The sequence below is a fragment of the Streptomyces sp. NBC_01352 genome, from assembly GCF_036237295.1.
GTDB lineage: Bacteria > Actinomycetota > Actinomycetes > Streptomycetales > Streptomycetaceae > Streptomyces > Streptomyces plumbiresistens.
Window position 1 is genome coordinate 6,937,808 of the sequence record NZ_CP108354.1, and the last position, 23,818, is coordinate 6,961,625.

Below are 23,818 nucleotides of genomic sequence, written 5' to 3' on the forward strand. Positions count from 1 at the left end.
GTGCTCCGGTCGAGCCGGGAACGCGGGCAGGGAACCCGGCCGAACGGTTCGATCGGCGGACGACAGGGGTACTCGGAGGTCTCCACAGACCGGCCGGAACTTCCCGGAGGTGATGGGAGTGACAACCTCTCCCAGGTCGTCGATGGAAACCCATCCCGACATCGTCGCCATGCGCAACCGTCATGAGATGGCGGAGCGCGCCACCAGCACACCCGCGGCACAGGCCATCGAATCCCTGGCCTTCCTCACCGGCGTGTACCTGGCGGCCTCCCCGTGGATCGCGGGGTTCAGCAACCTGACCGCGCTCGCGGTCAACAACCTCGTCGTCGGCATCGCCTACGCGCTGCTGATGAGCGGAGGCTTCGGCCGCGCCTACGAGCGGACTCACGGTATGGCCTGGGCCGCCTGCGCATTGGGTGCGTGGACCGTGATCGCACCCTGGGTCGTGTCAGGTGACGTCAGCACCACCCGGACCGTCGTGAACAACGTCATCATCGGAGCCATCGGCCTCCTGCTGGGTCTGGCCGCCAGCGCTATGGCCAACGAGAGGCCATCCTCGCGGGCCGGACGCGGTACGTCCGCTCCGTAGACCGCGGCTGAGGCGTACCGCCTCGTCTGCCGCCTTCCGCCGCCTTCCGCCGCCTTCCGCCGCCCTCCTCCCTCTGCCCCTGCCCGGACCGGCTGCCCCGGTCCGGGCAGGGGTGTGTCGGCAGGGGTGTGTCGGCACGGGCGAATAAAGAAACGCTTGCGTTTCTATCGGCAGGGCCGTAGCTTACGGGTACGAAACCGTTTCGTATCGACGAGGGGCCGGACCATGCCAAGCAGCAGCAGCGCGCAGGCCTCGTGATGACGGCCTCCCCGATGTTCCTGGCCCTCGTCCTCTCCCTGGTCTCCGCGGTCTGCTACGCCGCGGCCGCCGTGGTCCAGGAGCGGACCGCCGCGGGTACGGCGGATCTGCGCGGCGCGCTCGCCCGCGGCTCCTGGTGGTGGTCCGTCGTTCTCAACGGCACCGGCGCGCTGTTGCACGTGGTCGCCCTGAGGTACGGGCCGCTGACCCTGGTGCAGCCGCTCGGTGCGCTGAGTCTCGTGGTGGCGGTGCCCCTGGGGGCGCTGATCGCCCGCCGCCGGACCTCGGGCACGCAGTGGCGCGGCATGGCCCTCACCCTCGCCGGGCTGATCACCCTGCTGACCGTCACCGCCTCCGGTGGCGCGCCGGACGACTCGCTGCGGACCGGCGAGGTTCTCGTGGTCGCGGTCGCCGCCGTCGGCGTCATCGCGGTGCTGGTCTCGTTCGCCACGGGCCGCACCGCCCGGGCCGGCCTCGCGTTCGCGGCGGCCTCCGGCATCGCCTCCGGGGCCGGTTCCACGCTGGCACAGAAGCTGGCGGTCGGGGCGACGCCGTCCTGGAGTGTGGCGCTGGTGGCGGTCCTGACCGCCGGGTTCGCCGTCGCCGGGGTGCTGCTCGCGCAGAAGGCGTACCGCAGCGGCCTGGGCGGCCCCCTCGCGCTGCTCACCCTCGTCAACCCCCTCACCGCGTCCGCCGTCGGCATCAGCCTGCTCGGCGAAGGTTTCCAGTACGGCGGGACCGGCATCCTGCTCGCTCTCGCCGGTGCCGCGGCGGCCGGCCGTGGCGTGATCCTGCTGAGCCGCCCCCAGTCCGGTCAGGACGCTCTTCCCGCCCATCTCATGGGTGGCGTCGACCGGCCGCGCGCGCCGCGCCGGACGACAGTCCGGGCCGCCGCGCCTGGCCTGCGGCCCGCCCGCGTGTTCCGTTCCGCGCTGCCGTCCACGCTGCCGTCCACGCTGGCGTCCTCCGGACGGATGGGCGCGGTCACCACCGACATCACCGGCATGAGCCGGGCACTCTGAGAAACGAGACGGAGACCATGACCACTGCGACCGTGAGCACTGCGGCTGTGACCACTCTTCAAGGCACCCTTCGGACGACCGTGCGCGCGGCGGGGCTGGTGGATGTGCCCGCCGTGGTGCGCCTGTTCGTCCCGCCCTCGCCCTCGCCCCTGCCCTCGGTCCCGGGCGACTCCGCGGTGGACTGGGAGCAGGCGCAGCGTGCGATGCGGCTGATGCTGGCCCACTACGCGCTCGAAGAGGGCCAGGTGTGGGTGGCCGAGCGTGCGGACGGCCGGCTTCTCGCGGCCGGCATCTGGCTGCCGCCGGACACCGAGACCGAGCCCCCCGACACGCGGTTCGGCGGCCTTCTCTCCCGTGAGCTCGCCAACGGCCCGCAGGACCGCCCCGTCCTTCCCGCGGGGCTGAGGGAGGCCGGGCCCGAGGGGCCGCACTGGAAGGTGGTCATCGCCGGCGAGCTGGACGACACCAGCGCCTGGGACCACACGGTGGCCGCCGGCCTGCTGGCCCCGGGCCTGCGCGCCGTCGACGACCAGGCCGCCACCGCCGTCGCGATCACGGTCTCCGCCCGCCATGCGGACCAGGTGCGGCCGCTCGGGTTCCGTCGGCCGCGCGAAGTCCGCCTCATGCCGGGCGCGAGCGTATGGCTGACGACCCGCCAGCCCATGGGCACTACCGACCCTCACTGAGGTTCGCAGAGCACCGTGACGCGCTGGACCGCGTTGTTGCCGAAGCCGCCGCGGTTCCAGGGCTGGGTGACCGGCTGGGTGTCGCCCGCGGCATCCGTGGCGCGGGCGGTCAGGACGTGGGTGCCGGGGACGGCCGTCCAGGGCGCGTGCCAGTGGCGCCAGGACCAGGAGTGCCGGTCCGCCGGGGCGAGTTCCGCCTCGTGCCAGGTGTGGCCGTCGTCCGTGCTGACCTCGACCTTCGTGACGGGAGCGCGGCCCGACCAGGCGCGGCCCTCCAGGCGCAGCGGGCCGGGGCGTACGACCCTGGTGCGGGACATGAAGTCCGGGAAGCCGGGCGGGATCATCAGCGCCCGGGGCGCGATCCGGGTGACCGGGGTGCCCATCTCGTCGGGGGACTGGCGGTAGCGGTACGCCACCGTCTGCTGGAAGCCGGTGAACGGCGTGTCGGTGAGGGTGATGTCACGCAGCCACTTCACATGGGCCATCCCGTACCAGCCGGGGACCACCAGGCGCACGGGGTGCCCGTGCTGCGGGGGGAGCGGGGCGCCGTTCATCTCGTACGCGACCAGTACCTCCGGGTCGGTGGCCATGGCGTCGGCGAGGGGCAGGCTGCGCTCGTAGTCCTGCTCCACGCCGCGCTCCACGCCGTGGTCGGCTCCCGTGAAGACCGCTTCCACGGCGGCCGGTTCCACGCCGGCCTCGGCGAGCAGGGTCCGCAGCGGTACGCCGGTCCAGTCGGCGGTGCCGACCGCCTCGACCAGCCAGGGCTGGCTCACGGGGCGCGGGGTGAGCCGGGCCCGGCCGTTGCCCGCGCACTCCATGGTCACCCGGTGGGTGACGGCCGGGAAGGAGCGCAGGGCCGCAAGGTCCAGGGCCAGGGGCGTACGCACCCGGCCGCGTACGGTCAGCGTCCACGCGGAGGCGTCGAGGACCGGCATGTCGTAGTGGGTCAGGATGTAATGCAGCCCGGGGGGTGTGACGTCGTAGCGCAGGGCCTCGAGGGGGAGGCCGTGGTTGCGGGCGGCGAGGGCGAGTTCCTCGTGGCTGATGCCCTCGCCGGGGTCGGCGACGCGCCCCGGCGTGCTGATGTCGTCCAGTGATCGGGGTGTATCCACCTGCTCCGTGCGACTGTCCATGGCTCCATCGTGCTCCCGACGACCGACCAGGACATCCCCTCGGCACCGTCCGCGCCTGTCGGACCTCTCTTCAGGTGCCCGGCAGGCCTAGTCCTCGGTCGGCTTCTTCCTGCCCACCAGCAGCAGGGCCGCGCCACCGATCACCACGAGGGCGATGGCTGTGCCGGCGATCATCGGGGTGGTGTTGGAGCTGCCGGTCTCGGCGAGGTTCACGTCGCTGGCGGTGCCGCCGACCGTCGCCGGGCTCGGCTCGCTCAGGGTCTGGGTCGCGTCGCCGCCGGCCTCGCTGCCCTCGGTCCGGCAGTCCAGGACGCCGTTGAAGCGCTGCGCGAGGCCGCCCGGGCCCGTGATCGTGAAGTCGTACGCCTGGTCCTCCTGGAGCGGGATCGTCACCGTCCGGGACTCGCCCGCCGGGATGCTGTGCTCGATCCCCATGAGCTCGAAGGCGAACGCCTCGTCGCCCACGTTGGCCGCGGTGATGTCCAGGCCGCCCTCGGCGCAGTTCTTCGCCGAGGACAGGGCGGGTATGGCGCCCTGCTTCGCCCAGTTCGCGCTCGCCGTCGCCGAGACCGTCGACTCGCTGGAGCCCGCCAGGATCTGTGTCTGGCTACGGCTCTCGGAGGTGAAGGCGCGGCCGACGGGCACGGTGGTCGACGCCTGCACGGTCAGTTCGGCCGAGCCGGCCGCCGCGTCCTCGGGGACGTCGATGAAGAGCTGGCTGCCGTTCACCGCGGAGGTGATGACCTTGCCGTCCTTGCCGACGATCCGCACCCCGCTAATGGCGGCGTCCGCCGGTGGCGTCACCGTCACGCCGGCCGCGTTGGTGTGCACCGTGACCGGGCCGAGCAGCTCACCGGGGTGACCGGAGACCGCGGGCGGGTCGAGCGTCAGGGACGCCGCGGGCTCCGCCACGTTCCGGGCGCTCTTCTCCAGGTGGTCCGCGAGCTTCTCGGCCTGCGGGTCGACGGCGTCGACGGCAGCGTCGTCCGAGTAGCGCCAGATGGCCACCTGGGTGCCGGCCGCCGCGTCCTCCTCGCTGAGGCCGCCTCGTACCCCTGCCGCCGCCGCGAGCGCCGCGAGGTCGTTGACCTGCGGGTAGGAGTTCTGCAGGATCCAACGGATCTTGCCGGCGTTCTTGTTGGCGCCGAGCGAGGTGCCGCTCCACGGGGTCTCGTGGTACTTGGCGTCCCGCTGCGTGGGGTTGTGCAGGTCGACGCAGTAGGTCTGCAGGGTGCCGCCGCCCTCGACGGACATCTCGAACAGGCCCGCCGACACCGTCAGGTCCCCGGCGGCGTCGTGTATGACGGCGTCGCCGTACGTCTTCAGGCCACCTATGGTGGCGGTCGCCCCGCCCTGGTTCTGCGACGTCTCGTCGGCGGACGCCGGGCCCGCGCCGGTCAGCACACCGGCGGCGAGGAGCCCGGACACCAACGTGGCGGCGGCGAGGCGGGCCACGCCTCGCCCGCGCACCGACAGCGCGGAGAACGAAGAAAACACAGAATTCCCCTTCGAGCAGGACCCGTTGACGTGGGGGCGCGGTCCCACCAGCAGAAACAGAAACCCCGAGAGCTACGCTCGGCATCCTAGGTACCTGGCGCACCGCGCTTCCCGGGGATGCTGTCGGTCAATCGATCCGACTCGGAATCGTTATCGCCAAGACCTCTTCCGAACAGGGCTTATCGACAAATCCACAGGGGTCGTTCGGTGCGCATTCGCCGATAAGCCGCAGTTCGGTCAGACTTCGGCGGGTGGCCGCCGATGGCTGACGTCACGTCACCGCGGCTGGTTCCGGCTGTGGTTGGGTGTCCGGCTCCGCGGGCGGTGTCTCCCAGCTGGGCTCGGGCTGCGCCGGGGCGCCGACGGCTCCCGTCTCCGGCCTGGGCGTGCGCCGGAAGGCCGTGGTGCCGCGCGCGAGATCGTGGCCGATGGCCAGCGCGTCGATGTCGGCCGACGTCCAGTTCTGCCCCTCGCGTACGTCCGAGCGGACCTTCAGCCTGCCCTGCACGACGACGGGGTCGCCCACGTCGAGCGACGCCGTCACATTGGTGGCGAGCTGCCGGTTGGCCCACACCGTGAAGAAGTTGGTGTGGCCGTCGGTCCACACACTCTTCTCGCGGTCCCAGTACCGCGAGGTCACCGCCAGCCGGAAGCGCGCCGACGCCCCCGACGCCAGCTCCCGGAACACCGGCCGCGTCGCCACGTTGCCCACCGCGCAGATGACCGTCTCGTTCATCTCGAACCCCTCCTTCACCCGGCCGTTCACGCCGGTCGGATACGCCCACGGGCCCGTCCCGTACGGCTGCGTCTGCCGCGGCGACCGCGTCCGTCGCGATCGCCGTGCGGCCAGGCTGCCTCCGTCGGGCCGAGCCCGCTGAGCGCTGTGGACCATCCCCCGGCTGTGGAAAACTCCGCCACCCGAACGAGGGACCCACCGCCCCGAGATACCCCGGATACCCGGACACCCTGGACACCCTGGATACCCCGGATACCCCGGATACCCCGGACACCCCGAACTCCCCCGGGATCAGGCACCCGAGCCGGGATCACCGTGCCGCGGCCACCCCCATCACCCGCCCGTACTGCTCCCGAACCTCCCGGTACCGCAGCAGTTCCGCGGCCACCGGATCCAGCACCCGTGCCCGGCCGCACCCGGCGGACGCCTCTCTGAGCCGCCGCTCGGCCTCCAGGCCGTACCGCCGCGCCGGCCCCCGTGCCGCGATCCGGCAGCTCCACTCGACCAACGGGCCGCCGACGATGCCCGCCACCATCAGCAGCACCGGCACGCCCAGGTTCGGTGACATGAACCCGATGATCTGCCCCAACAGCCACAGCCCGCCGATGACCTGAAGGATCGTCATGGACGCCTGGGCGAACACGGCCGCCGGCCACCAGCCCGGCCGCGGCGGCCGCCCCGGCGGCAGTCCCGCCCGCGTCGCCAGCTCGTCCAGCGCCTCGGGCAGCCCCTGCGCACCGCGTACGGCGGCCTCGCGCACCGCCTGCCCCCAGGGCGCGGGCAGCCCGGCCGACGCCCGGTCGGCCAGCGTCCGTACGGCCTGCTCGACCCGCTGGCGGGCCGTGGCCTCCTCGTCGGCCTGGGCGCGCAACGGCAGTCGGCCCGTGGACGGTTCGAACCGGTCCTGGTACCACCGCCACAGCCGCAGCCAGGGCGTCCCGCACGCGCGGTTGGCGTTGCGCAGCCACGCGCGCTCGGCCGCCTCGCCCGCCGCGGTGGCACCCACCGCCTCCGCGAGCCGGGCGGCGAACTCGTCGCGCGCCTGCTCGCTGAGCCCGGTCCGCCGTCCGGTCGCGTAGACGGGCCGCAGCCGCCAGCCGGCGGCGTCCACGTCGGCCGCGATGCGCCGGGCCGCGGCCCCCCGCTCCGTCACGAACTGACCGAGGGCCTCCCGCAGTTCACCGATGCCCTCCCCGGTGAGCGCGGACAGCGCGAGCACGGTCGCGCCGGGTTCGCCGTACTCGCCGAGCGCGATCCCGTCCTCGTCGAGCAGCCGCCGCAGATCGTCCAGGACCTGCTCGGTGGCCTCCCCGGGCAGCCGGTCGATCTGGTTGAGGACGACGAACATGACCTCCGCGTGCCCCGCCATGGGCCGCAGATAGCGTTCATGAAGGATGGCGTCGGCGTACTTCTCCGGATCGACGACCCAGATCACCGCGTCGACGAGCGCCAGCACCCGGTCCACCTGCTCGCGGTGCTGTACGGCGGCCGAGTCGTGGTCGGGCAGGTCGACCAGGACGAGCCCGCGCAGCTGCGCCTCCGCCTCGGCGCTCTGCACCGGGCGCCGCCGCAGCCGTCCCGGGATGCCGAGCCGGTCGATGAGGGTGGCCGCGCCGTCGCTCCAACTGCACGCGATGGGCGAGGCCGTGGTGGGCCGCCGTACGCCCGTCTCCGAGATCGTCACTCCGGCGAGCGTGTTGAACAGCTGCGACTTGCCGCTGCCGGTCGCACCCGCGATGGCGACGACGGTGTGCTGCCCCGACAGCCGCCGCCGCGCGGCCGCCTCGTCGAGGACCCGGCCGGCCTCCGCGAGGGTCCTGCTGTCGAGCCGCGTGCGGGAGAGCCCGACCAGTTCACGCAGCGCTTCGAGCCGCGAGCGCAGCGCTCCGTCGTACGCCAGCTGGGGCACGGGCTGCGGAGTGGACGGCCGGGTCTCCACGACGGAGACGTGCTGCGCGGCGGTCTCCTCGGTGACCCTTCGCGCGATGAGTCCGTCGTCCCAGGGCCTGTCGGACTCCGTACGACCGGACGCGCCCGTACGACTTGAGGAGTCGTAGTCGTCCTTCACGCGTGCGTGCCGGTCGCCGGAGGGGCCTCCCTCGGGCTCCTCGGGTTGGCTGGATTCCTCGGGAGCCGCTTGGTCGGCGGGCTCGTCCTCCGTGGCCTCGCCGTCCGAATCGGCCTCTTCAGGGAGTTCGTTCGCTGAGGCGCCCTCTTCGGAGACGGTATTTTCCGGACGCTCCTCCTGGGGATCCGCGCCGCCCGCGTCACCCGCATCGTCCGCATGCTCGGTGTGGTCAGCTTGATCCAAGTGGTCGGCGTGCTCTGTGTGATCTGTGGGCTCGGTGTGGTCCGTGTGGTCCGTGTGGTCCGTGTGGTCCTGGTCTGTGACGGCGGTCACCGGTCACCTCTCCTTCTGCAGTACCGACAGCGCGGCGATGAGTTCGGCCTGCGGTTCGGGGTGGACGTCGAGGGCGTCGAGCGGGGCGAGGCGGCGCTCGCGTTCGGTGTGCATGATGCGGTCGAGGTGGTCGGTGAGCAGCCGTCCGCCGCGGTCGCGCAGCCGCAGCGCGCCGTGCGCGCCGATCCGCTCGGCGAGTCCCTCGCCCGCCGACCGTGCCCGGCGGCCGCCCAGCAGCACGGTGGCGACGAGGGCCGCGACGACCTCGGGGTCGGGCGCCATGCTCCGGTCGAGGGCGGTCACCTCCTCCTCGGCGTACTCCTCGAGCTCCCGCCGCCACCGCCGTACGGCCAGTCCGATGCGGTGCTCGGCGCTCTCCGAGGAAGGGCCACGGTCCGTCAGCTCCGGGGCCCCGGCGGCCGGTTCGCGCCGCCAGGCGTCGTCGACACGCTCGTCGGCGGCGGTGACGGCGCACAGCAGGAGGGCGCCCAGGCTCTCCACGAGGGCGTCGAGGAGCTCCTCGGCGGTGCAGTCGAGCGGGAAGGCCCGCCAGCGCTTCAGGGCGTCGCCGGCCAGCACGGCACCCGCCTGCAGCCGGCCCCGTACGCGCGAGTGCTCGCTGTCGTACGCCCCGTCGACGGCGGCGGTGAGCCGCAGTGCGGCCGCGTACTGCGCGGCGGCGGCGCTCGCCAGTTCGGGCATCCGGGCCTTGAGCGAGTCGAGGACGCCGTACGCGGTACGGGCCAGCGTGTGCTGCCGGGCGGCCTGGTCCTGCGCCTGATGCAGGAGCCAGGTCCGCAGCGGCGCCACGGCGGTGCCCGGCAGGAGCCCGCCGCCCCACGCCGACTCGGGCAGCTCCGGCACGGTGAAACGGGGTACGTCGCCCAGTCCGGCCTTGGTGAGCAGCGCCCCGTACTGGCGCGAGACCTCGGAGACGACCTGGTGGGGCACCCGGTCGAGGACGGTGACCAGGGTGGCGTTGTACTCCTTGGCGGTGCGCAGCAGGTGCCAGGGCACGGCGTCGGCGTACCGGGCCGCCGTCGTGACCATGACCCAGATGTCGGCCGCGCAGATCAGCTCGGAGGCGAGGACGCGGTTGTCGGCGACGAGGGAGTCGACGTCGGGCGCGTCCAGGAGGGCGAGGCCGGGCGGGAGGGTGTCGGCGGTCTCGATGCGAAGCACGCGCGCGGGGTTCTCGCCGGGCAAGAGGAGTTCGTCCGCCGGTTCCTGGTGGGGCACCCACACGCGCGTGAGGTCGGGCAGTACCCGCATCCCGCTGAACCAGTGATGATCCTCCGGATGGCAGACCAGCACGGGCGTCCGGGTGGTCGGCCGCAGGACACCCGCCTCGCTGACCCGCCGCCCCACGAGCGAGTTGACGAGTGTCGACTTCCCGGCCCCCGTGGAGCCCCCGATGACGGCCAGCAAGGGTGCTTCGGGTTCCCTCAACCGGGGCACCAGATAGTCGTCGAGCTGGGCGAGTAGTTCGTCGCGGTTGGCACGCGCGCGTGGAGCCCCCGCCAGGGGCAGCGGGAAGCGTGCGGCGGCGACACGGTCGCGCAGGGCGGAGAGTGCGTCGAGCAGCTGAGGCCGTACGTCCAAGGTCACCACATGCGAAGAATGCCCAATTTTAGGGGAATTCTGAAGCATATGAGCATGTCTGCGCGCCGACAGAACACAAGGGACGGAAGGGACGACTGGGGCGCGGCCACAGTCCAGGCATAACGAGTGCACAACACCCGATGCGCAAGTAGCCAAAAGCGATGCACGATTCGTACCTGCCTGCGATTATCAGGACCGCTTCACCGAACCTCCACATCGAGCCACGGAGGCGAAGCAACAGGGACGAGGACGCGGGAGCCCTATCCTTGTCCCCGGCAACGTCACGGCACGGCCCACACCCGGGCACACCCACGACAGAGGCCACCACACCCGGCCCCCGTAGCTCAGTGGATAGAGCAGGCGCCTTCTAAGCGCTTGGCCGCAGGTTCGAGTCCTGCCGGGGGCGCCAAGTGTTCGCCCTCCTTCGGGAGGGCATTTCTGTAGCTCCCCTATGGCTCGATCCCTGCCGTGGAGTGGACGACGCTGGTCGGGACGGGACTTGGGGCTGTGCTGGGAGTGGGGGCCACGCTGGGCGGCGTGATGAGGCGCGTGAACGGCTGATCCTCACGGCAACCGACACGGTGATGTCTGCGATCGACGCGTCCTATCACTCGCTGCGAGACGTACGCGAGATACTCGCTTCCGGTGGCTCGCTGACGTCGGTGAGCTATCAGACGGCAAGGCAGGCCCATGGAGACGCGACCCGGGCCGCCCGCGTGGTTCTTCGGCGCGAACTGAGCGCACTGGACATGTGACGTGGTGTCCCGCAGCGGCCGGCGATGACGACCAGTGACAGGCCGGCTACTCGTGCGGCCGGTGAACGTGCAGGTCACGGGTGCCCGACCGAACGCGTTTCCTTCGAGGGGTAGCCGTCAGGCAAGATGGGGTGTATCTGCCCACTGCCAGAATTCAAGCTGCCGGACGGTTTCTCTTGGCTGAGTACATCTACACCATGCGCAAGACGCGCAAGGCGCACGGCGACAAGGTGATCCTTGACGACGTGACGCTGAGCTTCCTGCCCGGCGCGAAGATCGGTGTGGTCGGTCCGAACGGTGCCGGTAAGTCCACCGTTCTCAAGATCATGGCCGGACTGGAGCAGCCGTCCAACGGTGACGCGTTCCTGTCCCCCGGCTACTCCGTCGGCATGCTGCTCCAGGAGCCGCCTCTCGACGAGTCCAAGACGGTCCTGGAGAACGTGCAGGACGGCGCCGCCGAGATCATGGGCAAGCTCAAGCGCTTCAACGAGGTCGCCGAGCTCATGGCCACCGACTACTCGGACGCGCTCATGGAGGAGATGGGCAAGCTCCAGGACGACCTGGACCACGCCAACGCGTGGGACCTGGACGCCCAGCTGGAGCAGGCCATGGACGCGCTGGGCTGCCCGCCCGGCGACTGGCCGGTCACCAACCTCTCCGGTGGCGAGAAGCGCCGCGTCGCGCTGTGCAAGCTGCTGATCGAGGCCCCCGACCTGCTGCTGCTCGACGAGCCCACCAACCACCTGGACGCCGAGTCCGTGCAGTGGCTGGAGCAGCACCTCGCGAAGTACTCCGGCACCGTCGTCGCCGTCACCCACGACAGGTACTTCCTCGACAACGTCGCCGAGTGGATCCTCGAACTGGACCGCGGCCGCGCCCACCCCTACGAGGGCAACTACTCCACGTACCTCGACAAGAAGGCCTCCCGCCTCAAGGTCGAGGGCCAGAAGGACGCCAAGCGCGCGAAGCGGCTCAAGGAAGAGCTCGAGTGGGTGCGGTCCAACGCCAAGGGGCGTCAGGCCAAGTCCAAGGCGCGACTGTCCCGTTACGAGGAGATGGCCGCCGAGGCGGACAAGATGCGGAAGCTGGACTTCGAGGAGATCCAGATCCCGCCGGGCCCGCGTCTGGGCAGTGTGGTCGTCGAGGTGAACAACCTCAGCAAGGCGTTCGGCGAGAAGGTTCTCATCGACGACCTCAGCTTCACGCTGCCGCGCAACGGGATCGTCGGGGTCATCGGTCCGAACGGTGCCGGCAAGACCACCCTCTTCAAGATGATCCAGGGTCTGGAGACGCCGGACTCCGGTTCGATCAAGGTCGGCGACACCGTCAAGATCTCGTACGTCGACCAGAGCCGCGAGAACATCGACCCGAAGAAGTCGCTGTGGGCCGTCGTCAGCGATGAGCTGGACTACATCAATGTGGGCCAGGTCGAGATGCCCTCGCGCGCCTACGTCTCCGCCTTCGGGTTCAAGGGTCCGGACCAGCAGAAGCCGGCCGGTGTCCTCTCCGGTGGTGAGCGCAACCGTCTCAACCTCGCGCTCACCCTCAAGCAGGGCGGCAACCTGCTGCTGCTCGACGAGCCGACCAACGACCTCGACGTGGAGACGCTGGGCTCCCTCGAGAACGCGCTGCTCGAGTTCCCGGGCGCGGCTGTGGTCGTCTCCCACGACCGGTGGTTCCTGGACCGGGTGGCCACGCACATCCTCGCCTACGAGGGTGACTCCAAGTGGTTCTGGTTCGAGGGCAACTTCGAGTCGTACGAGAAGAACAAGATCGAGCGGCTCGGACCGGATGCGGCTCGTCCGCACCGCGCCACCTACAAGAAGCTGACTCGGGGCTGATCTCTTGCGGCACATCTACCGCTGCCCGCTGCGCTGGGCGGACATGGACGCGTACGGCCACGTCAACAACGTGGTCTTCCTCCGCTACCTGGAGGAAGCCCGTATCGACTTCCTGTTCCGCCCGGAGAAGGACTTCAAGCAGGGGTCCGTGGTGGCGCGCCATGAGATCGACTACAAGCGGCAGCTGGTCCACCGGCACACACCGGTGGACATCGAGCTGTGGGTCACGGAGATAAGGGCGGCGTCCTTCACGATCAACTACGAGGTCAAGGACCCGGACCAGGTCTATGTCCAGGCCGCGACGGTGATCGTGCCGTTCGACTTCCAGGCGCAGCGGCCACGGCGGCTCACCGCGGAGGAACGGGAGTTCCTGGAGGAGTACCGGGACGACCGGGGCGACGCCTCCGAGGCCTCCGAGGAGGACGAGGACGAGGGGGAGGCCGTCGCCGCATGACGGTGCTCCACCTGGCCGACGAAAGGGAGGCGGCGGATCTCGCGGCCTTCCTCTCCCGGCTGCTCCACTACGACCGTGGAGCCGCGGTACGCCTCCAGGGAGCCGGCACCGCACTCGCCGTCTTCGGACGGCCACCGTCCTTCGAGGTGCTCGCGATCCGTACGGTGCGACTCGCCAAGCCGTACGAGGACGGACTCGACGTGACGCTGGACGTGACCGTGTCCGCGGGTGAGCTCCTGGAGTCCATCGACGAGGCCGCGGTCACCGCGGGCGTTCCGGAGGCGGTGACCGGGCCGCCGTGGGCCGGGGTGCTGCCACCGCGCCGTGGCTGGCGGGTGGAGCCGGGGCTGCCGGCGCCGGACGCCTTGCGGGCCATGGTCGCCGCCGTGATCGCCGAATTCCGGTCCCGTACGGACGAGTTGGCGCCCGAGGCGCGTACGAGGGCCGAACTCGACCGGATCGGGCGGGAGATCTGGTCCCGGACGGTCGGGGACACCGGGTTGCCGGTGCGGGCCGTGCACGCGGCCCAGTCGCTCGGATTCCTGCGTCCGGCCGTGCCCGCCGCCGGCTTGAGTGCGCCCGATGAGACGCCGCTGGCGCTGTTCTCGTCGGGCGCATGGCTCAGGCTGCGCACGCCGTACGGATCGATCGCCGTACGCAGGGCGGGACTCGGGGCGCTGGACGTCAGCGTCCGCTGACCCCGGCCCCACCGGCGGCCACCACTACACCAGCGGCCACAGGGCGGCGGTCAGGCCGAACCCGAGGACGCCCATGACGGTCGTCAGGACCGTCCACGTGCGCAGGCCCGAGGCCACGTCCAGGCCCGCCAGCTTGGTGAACATCCAGTAGCCCGCGTCGTTGATGTGCGAGACGGCGAGGCCGCCCGCGCCCATCGCCAGCGCGACCAGCGAGAGTTGGCCGGTGGACAGGTCGGCGCGCTGCAGGAGCGGGGCGAGGATGCCCGCCGTGGTGATCAGCGCCACCGTGGCCGAGCCCTGGGCGGCACGCAGGGCCAGCGCCGTCAGGAAGGCGAGGAGGAGCGCGGGCAGGCCGCTGCGGTCCAGTACGTCGGCGATCGCGTCGCCGATACCGCTCGCCACCAGCACCTTGCCGAAGACCCCGCCCGCGCCCGCCACCAGGATCACCATCGCCACCGGCGGCAGGGCCGACGTCATCACGCTCGCGATGTGGGCGCGGTCCCAGCCGCGGCGGGCGCCGAGGACGTACGCGCACAGCGCCACGTCGATCAGCAGGGCCACCATGGGGGCGCCGAGGACGGTGAGGACGGCGCGCGGTGCGGAGCCGTCGGCGAGGAGGTTCTGGCCGAGGGTGCCGGCGAGGATCAGCAGGATCGGGGTGACGATCAGGGTGAGGACCGTACCGAAGGAGGGCGGGCGGACGGCCGCGGTGGTGGTCGTCGGGGCCGGCTTGGTGAGGACGGTGGTGCCGTGGCCGCCGTCGTCGGCCTGGGGAGTGGAACCTCCAGGCGTTCCGGGGGTACCGGGTGCGCCGGCTGCTTCGAGGGTGGTCTCCTCGCCGTAGATCTCCGCGTGCAGGTCCGGGTCCATCGGGTATTCGCGGCGGGTCATGCGGCGGGAGATCAGGTAGCCCAGCAGGATCACGACCGCGGTGACCGGGATGCCCATGAGCAGGACCAGGCCCTGGTCGGCGCCGATGGCCTGGGCGACGGCGACCGCGCCGGGGTGCGGGGGCAGGAAGGCGTGCACCGTCAGCATCGCGGCGCCCATCGGGAGGGCGTAGACGAGGAGCGGCTTGCGGGAGGCGCGGGCGACGCCGTACGCGATCGGCATCAGGATGATCAAACCGACCTCGAAGAAGACCGGGATGCCGAGGACGAAACCGGCGACGGTGAGCGCGAGCGGGGTGCGCTTGGAGCCGAAGCGGTCGATGAGGGAGTGGGCGAACGCGGCGGCGCCGCCGGAGAGTTCGACGATCCGGCCGATCATCGCGCCCAGGGCGATGATCGTGGCGATGTGGCCGAGCGTGGAGCCCATGCCGTCCTCGATGGTCTTCACCAGGTCGGCGGCCGGGACGCCCGCGGTGAGGGCTACGCCGATGGAGACGACGACCAGGGCGACGAACGGCTGGACCTTGGCGCGGAGGATCAGCAGCAGGAGGGTGGCGACGCCGGCGGCGGCGATCAGGAGGAGGGTGGTGTGACTCATCGTCCCTCTCCTTTCTGGGCTGGGGAGGCGGCGGACTTCGGGGACAGGAGAGTGACGACCGAGGAGTCGTCGTGGGCGGCGAGACCGGCGCGCTCGCCGAGGAGGTAGAGCTGCTGGGCGGCCGAGGCGAGCGGGACCGGGACGTGGGCGTCCTTCGCGATGCCGGTGACGATGCCCATGTCCTTCACGAAGATGTCGAGGCGGGACTTCACCTCGGGGGCGGTCTCGTTCTCGTACGTCTCGACCATGCGAGGACCGCGGTCGGCGAACATGAACGAACCGGCCGCGCCGTGCCGCAGGCTCTCCACCACGGTCGCCGGGTCGAGGCCGAGGCCGCGGGCCAGCGCGATCGCCTCCGCGGCGGCCGCGATGTGCACGCCGGCGAGGAGCTGGTTGATCGCCTTGAGGGACTGGCCGTCGCCCGGGCGGGGGCCGACGACCGTGAGGGTGGAGGCGAGCAGGTCGAGGACCGGGCGGGCGAGGGCGAGGGCCTTGTCCTCGGCGCCGACGACGATGAGGAGATCGCCGTTCCCGGCGCGGACCGGGCCGCCGCTGACCGGGGCGTCGACCGTGAGGACGCCGTGTTCCGCGAGGCGGGCGGCCGTGGTGCGGGCGGCGTCCGGGCCGACCGTGCTGGTGAGGATGACGGTGGTGCCGGGGCGGAGGGTTTCGGCCGCGCCGTGCTCGCCGAAGAGGGCGTTGTCGACCTGCTGTTGGTCGCGTACGGCGAGCAGGACGAGGTCGGCGTGGCGGGCCGCGTCGGCGGGGGTGGGGGCGGTTGTTCCGCCGGCCTCGGTGAGCTGGGCGAGGCGGGGTGCGGATATGTCGTACGCCGTTACGGGGAGGTGGGCGGCGAGGTGGGTGGCCATGGGGAGGCCCATGGCGCCCAGGCCGATTACCGCGGTGTGGGGACGGGGGGTCATTGGAGGGTGCCTTTCTTTCGCAAGCAAGCGAGCGAGCGGGGAGGGGAGGGGAGGGGAGTGTGGGGCTGGGGCGTCGTGCGGGTGCGGGTGCGTGGGGGCTGGGCTCGTGGGGGTTCGCCCCCTCCGCCCCTTCCCGTCCCGAACCTGGGGCTCCGCCCCAGACCCCGCTCCTCAAACGCCGGAGGGGCTGGATGTGGCGGGAGGGTTGGATGTGGTGGAGGGAATGGATGTGGTGGGAGGGCTGGATGTGGTGGAGGGGCTGGATTGCGTGAGCTGGGTGATGATGCGGGTTGCCGTTTCCGCTACCGCGTCGCGGGCCGCCGACCAGAGGCTGACCACGTCGGAAACCGGTAGTGCCGTGGGGAGTTGGGTGTTCACCGCCTGGAGGTAGGCGCGGCGGAGTTCGGCGTTGACGTTGATCTTGGCGACGCCTCGGGGCAGGGCGGCGAGGAGTTGGTCCTCGGGGAGGCCGCTGGCGCCGTGGAGGACCAGGGGGACCGGGACGGTGGAGTGGATCGCGGCCAGGCGGTCCAGGTCGAGGCGTACGGGGTGGGTGGTGAAGCCGTGGACGTTGCCGACCGCCACCGCCAGCGCGTCCACGCCGGTCTCGACCACGAACTCGGCTGCCTGGGCGGGGTCCGTCATGGCGGTGGGGGCCGCGGTGGCGTTCGTGGAGACGTCCTCGTCGCCCGCCAGGGCGCCCAGTTCGGCTTCGACCCAGGCGCCGTGGTCGCGGGCGCGGCGTACTGCCTCGCGGGTGAGGGCGATGTTCTCGGCGAAGGGGAGGTGGGAGCCGTCGATCATCACGGAGGTGTAGCCGGCCCGGAGGCAGGCGGTGATCTCGTCGAGGTCGCGGCTGTGGTCCAGGTGGACGCCGAGCGGGGCGGGGGAGGCGGCGGCCGCGTCGAGCGCGAGGCGCGTCAGGGCGTCGCGGCCCGCGTGCTTGAAGGCGCTCGAGCCTGCCTGGATCAGGACCGGGGATTCGGGGTTGGCTTCCGCCGCGGCGACTATGCCCTGGACCGTCTCCAGGTTGTACGCGACGAAGCCGGGCAGGGCGCGGCCGGTCTCGTACGCGGTGGTCAGGGCCTTGAGGCCCTCGGGGCCGGTCAGCAGCATCAGGCGGCGCTCCTCAGCAGGGCGAGGGCGTCGGCGAGGGCGTCGTCGCCGCCGACGTTCCCGGCGAACACGATGTAGGGGATGCCGGCGGCGGGGCCGTCGACGGGCTGCCACAGCGAGACGATGCCGGGCAGCAGGGTGCCGCGGGCCCAGGCGCGGCGGATCTCCAGGCCGTGGGTCGCGGTGTCGCTGGAGGTGATGCCGCCCTTGGCGACGACGAAGGCGGGGCGGCGGGCGGCGGTGATCAGGCGGACCGTCTCGACGAGGGCGGCGGAGACGTTGCGGGAGATGGCGAGGCTCTCGTCGGGGTCGGTTGCCGTGATCACTGTGCGGCTGGTGCGAATGACTGTGTCGGTCGCCTTCAGGGCGGCCGCCGCGGCCGTGGCGATCTCGTGGATGTGCGGGTCCCGGCGGGCCGGGTCGAGGAGTTGGGCCACGTCGAGTTCGTATTCGGTGAGGTCGCCCGTCTGTTCGCGCAGCCGGTTCAGCTGGCGGGTGGTGAGGGAGACGTGGGAGCCGACGACGATCAGGCCGTGCGGCGACGGTGCGCGCAGTGCGGCGAGTTCGGGGGTGGTCAGCGGGGGGTGGGCGGACTGGCCTGCCCGGGCGCGGACGAAGGAGGGGCCGACCCGGTAGAGGAGGCGGGTGCCCGTCTCCTCCGCCTCGGCGGCGGCGAGGGCGAGGACCCGGAGGTCGTCGTCGCAGACCGCGTCCACCACGGCGGTGGCGCCGTCGCGGAGGGTGCGGAGCCGCTCGCCGACATGGGCGGGGCCGCCGGTGCGCAGGTCGGTGAGGGTGATGCGGAGGACCTTGTCGGCGGGGACGCGGCCCTTCGTCTTCTCCTCGACCCACTCGGGGAGTGCGGAGGAGGTGTATCCGAAGGTGGCGTCCTTCGCGAACTCGCTCTCGCCCACCGGGAGAAGGCCGTCCGCAGTGCGCATCCAGTGGACCGAGTCGACGGTGAGGCGGCCGGCCTCGATGTAGGCGGGGACGAGGACGACGCCGTCGGGGGCGGCTCCGGCACGCGTCAACTCCTCGGCGAGGACGTCGGTTTCGAGCGGGAAGTGGCCGCGCAGGGTGGAGTCGCCGCGGGAGGCGATGACGTACGGGATGTTCTCGGCCCGGGAAGCTTCGTTCAGGGCGCGGACGATGGCGCGGTTGCGGCCGGCCGCGTCGTCGGGGGAGAGGCTGCGGGTGTTGGTGAGGACGAAGAAGGCGGGGCTGGTCTGGCGCAGGGCCCAGCGGAGGTCCTCGACCGTCCAGGTGGTGAGGACGGGGATGTCCTTGACGGTCTGGGTGCCGGTGGGGTCGTCGTCCAGGACGACGAGGCGGGGAGCCTTCGCCGTCCGGGCCGCGACTTCGGCGGGGGCGACTGCTCTGACGGGCGGGAGACCGGCGAGGACCTCGGGCTCCGGGAGGGCATGACGGGGTAGGGACATGGCGGTTCCTGGGACGTGGGTAGGTGAAGACGTGGCTGTATAGAGGCGTGGCTGTATAGAGACGTGGCTGTGCGTGGCTGTGTGAAGGGGAGGCGGGGCGGGTGACCGTCGGGTGGGTGTGCCCGCCCGCGGGCCGCGTACGGCCGGTTCGGCTCTGTTACTCGCCGGACTTCAGGACGTGGGTGCGGTAGTCGTGCGCCGTCTGGTTCATGTGGGCGCTCATCGCCTCGCGGGCCTTGTCCGGGTCGCCGGACTCGAGGGCGTGGAGGACCGCCTCGTGGTGGGCGATCGCGTTGACGCGGATCTGCGGGATCGCGGAGGTCTCGCGGCGGCCCTCGGCGAGGAGTGCGCCGAAGGGCTCGAAGAGGAGCGGGACGAAGAGGTTGTTCGTCGCCCGCATCACCGTGGCGTGGAAGTCGATGTCCGCCTGCACGAACTTCTCCGTGTCGGCCTCGTCGGCGGCCTCCCGCATCGTGGCGAGGTGCTCGCGCAGCTCCGCGAGGTGGGTCTCGTCGCGGCGCAGCGCGGCCAGTTCCGTCGCACCGTTCTCGATGAGGCGGCGGGCCTCGATGAGGCGCTCCGAGAGCGAGGTGTGCGAGGTGTGGGACGCGGCGCGGATCACTGCGGCCATGGCCGTCCAGCGGTCCGGGGCGTTCACGTAGGTGCCGCGGCCGCGGACCACGCGTACGACGTTCTGCGCGCGCAGCTGCTTCACCGCCTCGCGTACGGTCAGCCTGCTCACGGAGGACTGCTCGGCGAGCTCCGCCTCCGGGGGGAGAGCGGCGTCCGGCGGGTAGGTGCCGTCGATGATCGCGCTGAGCAGGCGCTCGGCGAGGTCTTCGGAGAGCGACATCGTTGGGCCTCCGGGCGGGCGTGGGCGGGTCTGGAGCCACCGTACGGCCTGGGCTCCGTGGCGGCATCGAGGGGATCAGGCGTCTGACGTCAGACATCTGATGTCTCGATGCCGGTAACCATGACAGCGGGTCGGGGGTGCGTCAATACCCGTGCCGTATTTCTGTTCGGTTACGGTGCGTGCGCAGTCGTGCGCAGTGCTGCGCCGTCGCGCTCAGTCGCGCTCGCTGTCGTCCGGCCATACGCCGATGTGGTCCGGCTCCAGTTCGAGGGCCACGCGGTCGCGCATGCCGAGGGCGCGGGTGTAGTCGGCGGGGAGCTGGAGGCGGCCGGCGCGGTCGAGCATGGCGTACTCGCGGGCGACCACCGTCTCGTGGCCGGTCGTCGCGTCGACCTCGCTGCGGCGCAGGACCTCCGTGGAGGTACGGCCGTCCCGGATGGCGACCGTGCGGCGGACCTCGCCGGCCACCGCCTGGTCGTGGGTGACGATGACGATGGTGGTGCCCAGCTGTTCGTTCGCGGTGCGGAAGGCGGCGAAGACCTGTTCCGCGGTGTGGGAGTCGAGCTCGCCGGTGGGTTCGTCGGCGAGCAGGACCGCGGGGTTGTTGGCGAGGGCCACGGCGATGGCGGCGCGTTGTTGCTGGCCGCCGGACATCTGGTGCGGGCGGCGGTCGCGGCAGTCGGCGATCTCGAGCAGGCTGAGGAGTTCCAGGGCGCGGTCGGTGTGCGCGCGGCGGGACCTGGGGGTGCGGGTGCGGCCGGCCAGTTGCATCGGCAGGGCGGCGTTCTGGGCGGCGGTCAGGTAGGGGAGGAGGTTGCGGGAGGTCTGCTGCCAGACGAAGCCGACGACTTCCCTGCGGTAGGCGAGGCGGTCCTTCGCGGTCATCGTGAGGAGGTCGCGGTCGGCCACGCGGGCGGCGCCGGCGGTGGGGGTGTCCAGGCCGGCGAGGATGTTCATGAGGGTGGACTTGCCGCTGCCGGACGCGCCGACCAGGGCCATGAGTTCGCCCTCCCGGACCAGGAGGTCGAGGCCCTGGAGGGCTTGGACCTCTATGCCGTCCGTGGTGAAGATACGGACGAGGCGGTCGCAGGTGATCAGGGCGTCGTGGCCGTAGGTGGGGCGGTTGCGGTGCGCTGTGGCTCGGTCGGCGAGGTCGGTGAGCGTGGGGTTGGTGGCTGTCATTGGCGGCCTCCTGAGCCGGTGCGCGGGGCGGTTGCGGAGGGGTGGGATGCGCAGCCCGGCGCTCGCGGGGTGCCGCTGCGCCCACGCCTGCCCACCACCTCCTGAGCCGGTGCCCGGGGTGGGAGCTGGGCGGGGGTGGGTCGCGCGGCCCGGCGCTGCGGGGTGCCGGTCTCTGTGGGTCGGGAGCCGCCCCAGCGGCACGATTGCCCGCAGCTGGGGTGGGTGTGGGTGCCACAGCGGCTTCGCCAGTCACGCGCGCTGCGCCCGCCGCGCGCCCCGCGCCACCGACCGCAGCCGCGCCCGCTGCGCTCACCCAAGCCGCGACGGCCGCTGCCAATGCCGCTGGCGTTCATCGCGCATCCCCCGCTCTCAACTCCCGTACCGATCCCCGCCGTCCCGACCACCACGCCTGGCCTGCCGCCACGCCCGCCGCCAGTACGAGCACCGAGATCGCCGGCACTGTCAGTGACAGGGCGTCCGTGTGGAGTTCGGCCCTGGTCGGGGCGGTCTGTGTCGAGGCGAGGGCGATGGTCGTCAGGTCGATGCCGGGGGAGAGGAGGCGGATGGCGGCCCAGCCTGTCAGGGTGCCGCCGAGGGCTGCCAGGACGGCCTGGGGAAGGGACTCCAGGACGAGGAGGCGGCGGCCTTGGGCGCGGGTGAGGCCCATGGTGCGCAGGCGGGCCAGCAGGGCGGTGCGTTCGGGGGCGGCGCGCAGGAGGGCGAGGAGCAGGGCCAGGACGGCGTAGCCCGCGCCGGCCGCCACCGCGGTGGTGTAGATGCGTTCGGCACCGGACTGGAGGGGTGAGTCGACGAACCGCGCGCGTTCCTCGGACCGCAGTTGGATGCCCGCGGAGTCGCCCGCCGCCCGGCGCAGCGCCCCGGCGTCCAGGTGGTCGCCGGTCAGCAGCAGTGCCGTCGGACGGGCCGCGGTGCCGCTCAGCCCGGCGCGGTCCACGACCAGGAAGTGGGCGCCGGAGACCGCCGGGGTGCGGTCCCGGACGAGGACGATCCGCACGGTGACCGTGCTCCCGTCCTCCAGGCCCACCGGGAACGGGCGGGTGCCGTACGTCGCCGCGGTGGCCGGGGAGGCCAGCGCGGGCAGAGCCGACCCCGATCCCCCTTCGCCGGAACCCGACCCGGTCGCAGGCCCGGAACCCGCCCCAGCCGCCGCCCTCAACTCCCCTCCCCCGAACCCCCCGACCCCCACCCGCCCCGCCAACGCCGCGTACTCCCCGGGATCCACCCCCACCAGCGCCACCGTCTCCCGCCCCTCCTCCGGCCTCGCCTGATACGCGATGCTCGCCTCCGCCACCCCGTCCACGCCCGGTACGCGGCGGATCCGGTCGGGCAGGGCGGTCGGCAGGGGGCCGGTCGTCTCGATGCGGGCGTCGGCGCCGACCGTGAGCAGGGCCGCGTGGTCGCGGGCCTCGCGCACCCCGGCGAGGACCGAGCCGCCGAAGGCCGCGGTGGTGAGGGCGGTCAGCAGGGCGAGGAGGGGCAGCGTCGCCGGGACGGAGGTGCGGCCCGCGCGGGCCAGCGAGAGGTGGCCGACCGCGCCCCGCAGCCGGCGGGCCGGGCGGGCCAGCGCCCGCAACGGGAGCGGGTACAGCCGGACCAGGACCAGCGCCGCGATCACGCCGATCAACACCGGGGCCAGCGACACCAGTTGGTCCCCGGCGGAACCCGACGTGCCGCGTCGGCGCAGGGTCTCGACCGCGCCGGCCGCGAGGACCACCAGCGTGAGCTCCGCGACCGTACGGCGGCGGGACGGACGTACGGACGTCACGTCCTCGCGGCCCCCGTGGACGCGGACCGCCCGGTGCGCGGCGGCGGCCCGCAGGGGCAGGGCGCCGCAGGCGAGGGCCGTGACCGCCGCGGCCGTCAGGACGGCGGGCAGCGCGCGGGGGGCCGGGAGGGCGAGCAGCGCGGCCGTGAGGCCGAGGGCGCCCGCGGGGAGGGCGATGACCGCGGTCTCGGCGAGCAGACGGCCCGTCAGGCCCCGCAGGGAGGCGCCGCGGGCGCGCAGGAGGGCGAGTTCGGTGCGGCGGCGGTCGGCGGCGAGGCCGCCCGCCATGAGCAGGACGGCGGCGGCGACCGTGCCGGTGCCGAACGCGGCGACGGAGACGAGCGGGTCGACGCCCTCGCGCAGCCGGGCGTAGGAGGCGAGCACGTCGTCGAGGTCGGTGTTCACGTCGGTGACGCCGGCGGTGTACTCGTCCGCGAGGTCGCCGATCGCGGTGCGCACCTTCTGCAGTGCCGGGCCGGATTCCAGGGAGGCGATCGCGGAGCGCAGCCGCTCCGTGTCGTGGGCGTGGAGGGCGTCGGTGGGTGGGCTCAACTGCCAGTAGCGCTCGGGGTTTCCGGGCGTGCCCAGGATCGCGGGGGCCGCGTCGGGGGCGAGGAGGAGGGCGCCGAGCCAGTACCGGTCGGCGTCCGAGGAGGGGCCGGGCAGGCGGACCAGGGTGGGGGTGCGCAGGAGGGGCCGCACCGACCAGTAGGCGCCGTCCGGGTCGCGCGGGGCGACGATCGCGGTGACGCGGACGGCGAGGGGCTCGCGTTCCACGCCGGGTACGTGGATCACCGAACCGGCCTTGATGTGCAGGCCCTTGGCGGTCTCGACGGTGACCGCGGCCTCCACCTCGGCCGCCCGGGAGGTCACCTGGCCGGTCGCGCGCGGAAGGCGTCCGGTACGCAGGTCCGCGTGCTCGGCGAGGCCCGCCTGGGCGACGAGGGACACCTGCGCGGGCAGACCGGTCGGCCTCGGCAGCCAGGGGTCCGGCGCCACCAGGTCCATGGTCGTGCTGACGCCGTACGTCGACTGGCCGCCGTCGACGGTGAGCGGCTCGGGGACGAGGGCGCGGACATCGGCGTACTGCCGGGACAGGGCCTCGGGACGCAGGGCGTCCTCCCGCTGCGTCTGCGGCAGCAGTGGGCTCGGTATCGGGGCGGCGACCCGCACACCGCTCCGCTCGGGCCCGGCCTGCGCGACGGCCCGGTGCAGTCCGGCGTCCCCGTACCGGTCGACGGCCCGGGGGAACGCGGCGGCCAGACACGCGGTCAGCGCCACCAGCAACGCGAGCGCGCAGGCGGCCCCGGGGGCGGTCCGCAGCCTGGTCCGCACCCATGGCGTCATCACCGAACT

General features: G+C 72.5%; 18 protein-coding genes and 1 tRNA gene. 7 read left to right on the forward strand and 12 right to left on the reverse strand.

Annotated features, from left to right (window positions below):
* The first annotated feature begins 142 nt into the window (after window positions 1-142).
* The 3 genes from OG252_RS32260 to OG252_RS32270 all read left to right on the forward strand — a co-directional run bounded on the left by OG252_RS32260 (window position 143) and on the right by OG252_RS32270 (window position 2,555).
* A complete protein-coding gene (locus tag OG252_RS32260; RefSeq protein WP_266448483.1) occupies window positions 143-589 on the forward strand; it encodes an SPW repeat protein in 447 nt (148 codons plus the stop codon).
* A 257-nt stretch (window positions 590-846) separates the two neighbouring features.
* Window positions 847-1,869 carry a hypothetical protein gene (locus OG252_RS32265; protein ID WP_329340477.1) on the forward strand — a complete coding sequence of 341 codons (1,023 nt, stop codon included), beginning with the start codon at window positions 847-849 and terminating at the stop codon, window positions 1,867-1,869.
* A 47-nt stretch (window positions 1,870-1,916) separates the two neighbouring features.
* On the forward strand, window positions 1,917-2,555 hold the full coding sequence (locus OG252_RS32270) for a hypothetical protein (protein WP_329340480.1): 639 nt from the start codon (window positions 1,917-1,919) through the stop codon (window positions 2,553-2,555).
* Here the strand turns inward: OG252_RS32270 and OG252_RS32275 are convergent.
* The 5 genes from OG252_RS32275 to OG252_RS32295 all read right to left on the reverse strand — a co-directional run bounded on the left by OG252_RS32275 (window position 2,549) and on the right by OG252_RS32295 (window position 9,936).
* Window positions 2,549-3,691 carry a sulfite oxidase gene (locus tag OG252_RS32275; protein WP_329340482.1) on the reverse strand — a complete coding sequence of 381 codons (1,143 nt, stop codon included), beginning with the start codon at window positions 3,689-3,691 and terminating at the stop codon, window positions 2,549-2,551. The two genes, OG252_RS32270 and OG252_RS32275, sit on opposite strands and share 7 nt — an antisense overlap.
* Window positions 3,692-3,778: 87 nt before the next feature.
* Window positions 3,779-5,188, reverse strand: coding sequence for a Cys-Gln thioester bond-forming surface protein (locus tag OG252_RS32280; protein WP_266439417.1), 1,410 nt, complete (start codon window positions 5,186-5,188; stop codon window positions 3,779-3,781).
* 271 nt (window positions 5,189-5,459) lie between these two features.
* On the reverse strand, window positions 5,460-5,924 hold the full coding sequence (locus tag OG252_RS32285) for a single-stranded DNA-binding protein (protein WP_266439418.1): 465 nt from the start codon (window positions 5,922-5,924) through the stop codon (window positions 5,460-5,462).
* Window positions 5,925-6,234: 310 nt separating this feature from the next.
* Window positions 6,235-8,325, reverse strand: coding sequence for a YfjP family GTPase (locus OG252_RS32290; RefSeq protein ID WP_329340485.1), 2,091 nt, complete (start codon window positions 8,323-8,325; stop codon window positions 6,235-6,237).
* A 3-nt stretch (window positions 8,326-8,328) separates the two neighbouring features.
* On the reverse strand, window positions 8,329-9,936 hold the full coding sequence (locus tag OG252_RS32295; RefSeq protein WP_266439422.1) for a dynamin family protein: 1,608 nt from the start codon (window positions 9,934-9,936) through the stop codon (window positions 8,329-8,331).
* A gap of 324 nt (window positions 9,937-10,260) precedes the next feature.
* Here OG252_RS32295 and OG252_RS32300 point away from each other — a divergent pair.
* The 4 genes from OG252_RS32300 to OG252_RS32315 all read left to right on the forward strand — a co-directional run bounded on the left by OG252_RS32300 (window position 10,261) and on the right by OG252_RS32315 (window position 13,675).
* Window positions 10,261-10,336 (forward strand) — tRNA-Arg (locus OG252_RS32300).
* Between the two features lie 522 nt (window positions 10,337-10,858).
* On the forward strand, window positions 10,859-12,523 hold the full coding sequence (ettA, locus tag OG252_RS32305; RefSeq protein ID WP_266439424.1) for an energy-dependent translational throttle protein EttA: 1,665 nt from the start codon (window positions 10,859-10,861) through the stop codon (window positions 12,521-12,523).
* 4 nt (window positions 12,524-12,527) lie between these two features.
* A complete protein-coding gene (locus tag OG252_RS32310; protein ID WP_266439425.1) occupies window positions 12,528-12,977 on the forward strand; it encodes an acyl-CoA thioesterase in 450 nt (149 codons plus the stop codon).
* On the forward strand, window positions 12,974-13,675 hold the full coding sequence (locus OG252_RS32315; RefSeq protein WP_266439426.1) for a hypothetical protein: 702 nt from the start codon (window positions 12,974-12,976) through the stop codon (window positions 13,673-13,675). Before OG252_RS32310 ends, OG252_RS32315 begins: the two co-directional genes overlap by 4 nt.
* 24 nt (window positions 13,676-13,699) lie before the next feature.
* On the opposite strand, the gene OG252_RS32320 is transcribed toward OG252_RS32315, so the two are convergent.
* The 7 genes from OG252_RS32320 to OG252_RS32350 all read right to left on the reverse strand — a co-directional run bounded on the left by OG252_RS32320 (window position 13,700) and on the right by OG252_RS32350 (window position 23,809).
* The gene (locus OG252_RS32320; RefSeq protein ID WP_329340489.1) at window positions 13,700-15,163 is read right to left on the reverse strand and encodes a GntT/GntP/DsdX family permease; all 1,464 of its coding nucleotides are present in this window, start codon (window positions 15,161-15,163) and stop codon (window positions 13,700-13,702) included.
* On the reverse strand, window positions 15,160-16,086 hold the full coding sequence (locus OG252_RS32325) for an NAD(P)-dependent oxidoreductase (RefSeq protein ID WP_329340491.1): 927 nt from the start codon (window positions 16,084-16,086) through the stop codon (window positions 15,160-15,162). Before OG252_RS32325 ends, OG252_RS32320 begins: the two co-directional genes overlap by 4 nt.
* A 171-nt stretch (window positions 16,087-16,257) precedes the next feature.
* A complete protein-coding gene (locus tag OG252_RS32330; RefSeq protein WP_329340493.1) occupies window positions 16,258-17,202 on the reverse strand; it encodes a class II fructose-bisphosphate aldolase in 945 nt (314 codons plus the stop codon).
* Window positions 17,202-18,641 carry a four-carbon acid sugar kinase family protein gene (locus OG252_RS32335; protein ID WP_329340496.1) on the reverse strand — a complete coding sequence of 480 codons (1,440 nt, stop codon included), beginning with the start codon at window positions 18,639-18,641 and terminating at the stop codon, window positions 17,202-17,204. Before OG252_RS32335 ends, OG252_RS32330 begins: the two co-directional genes overlap by 1 nt.
* A 157-nt stretch (window positions 18,642-18,798) precedes the next feature.
* Window positions 18,799-19,494 (reverse strand): FadR/GntR family transcriptional regulator, encoded by a 696-nt coding sequence (locus tag OG252_RS32340; protein WP_266439433.1) that lies wholly within the window; start codon window positions 19,492-19,494, stop codon window positions 18,799-18,801.
* Between the two features lie 213 nt (window positions 19,495-19,707).
* Window positions 19,708-20,676 (reverse strand): ABC transporter ATP-binding protein, encoded by a 969-nt coding sequence (locus OG252_RS32345; RefSeq protein WP_266439435.1) that lies wholly within the window; start codon window positions 20,674-20,676, stop codon window positions 19,708-19,710.
* 349 nt (window positions 20,677-21,025) lie between these two features.
* Window positions 21,026-23,809 (reverse strand): ABC transporter permease, encoded by a 2,784-nt coding sequence (locus OG252_RS32350; RefSeq protein ID WP_329340499.1) that lies wholly within the window; start codon window positions 23,807-23,809, stop codon window positions 21,026-21,028.
* Between the last annotated feature and the right edge of the window lie 9 nt (window positions 23,810-23,818).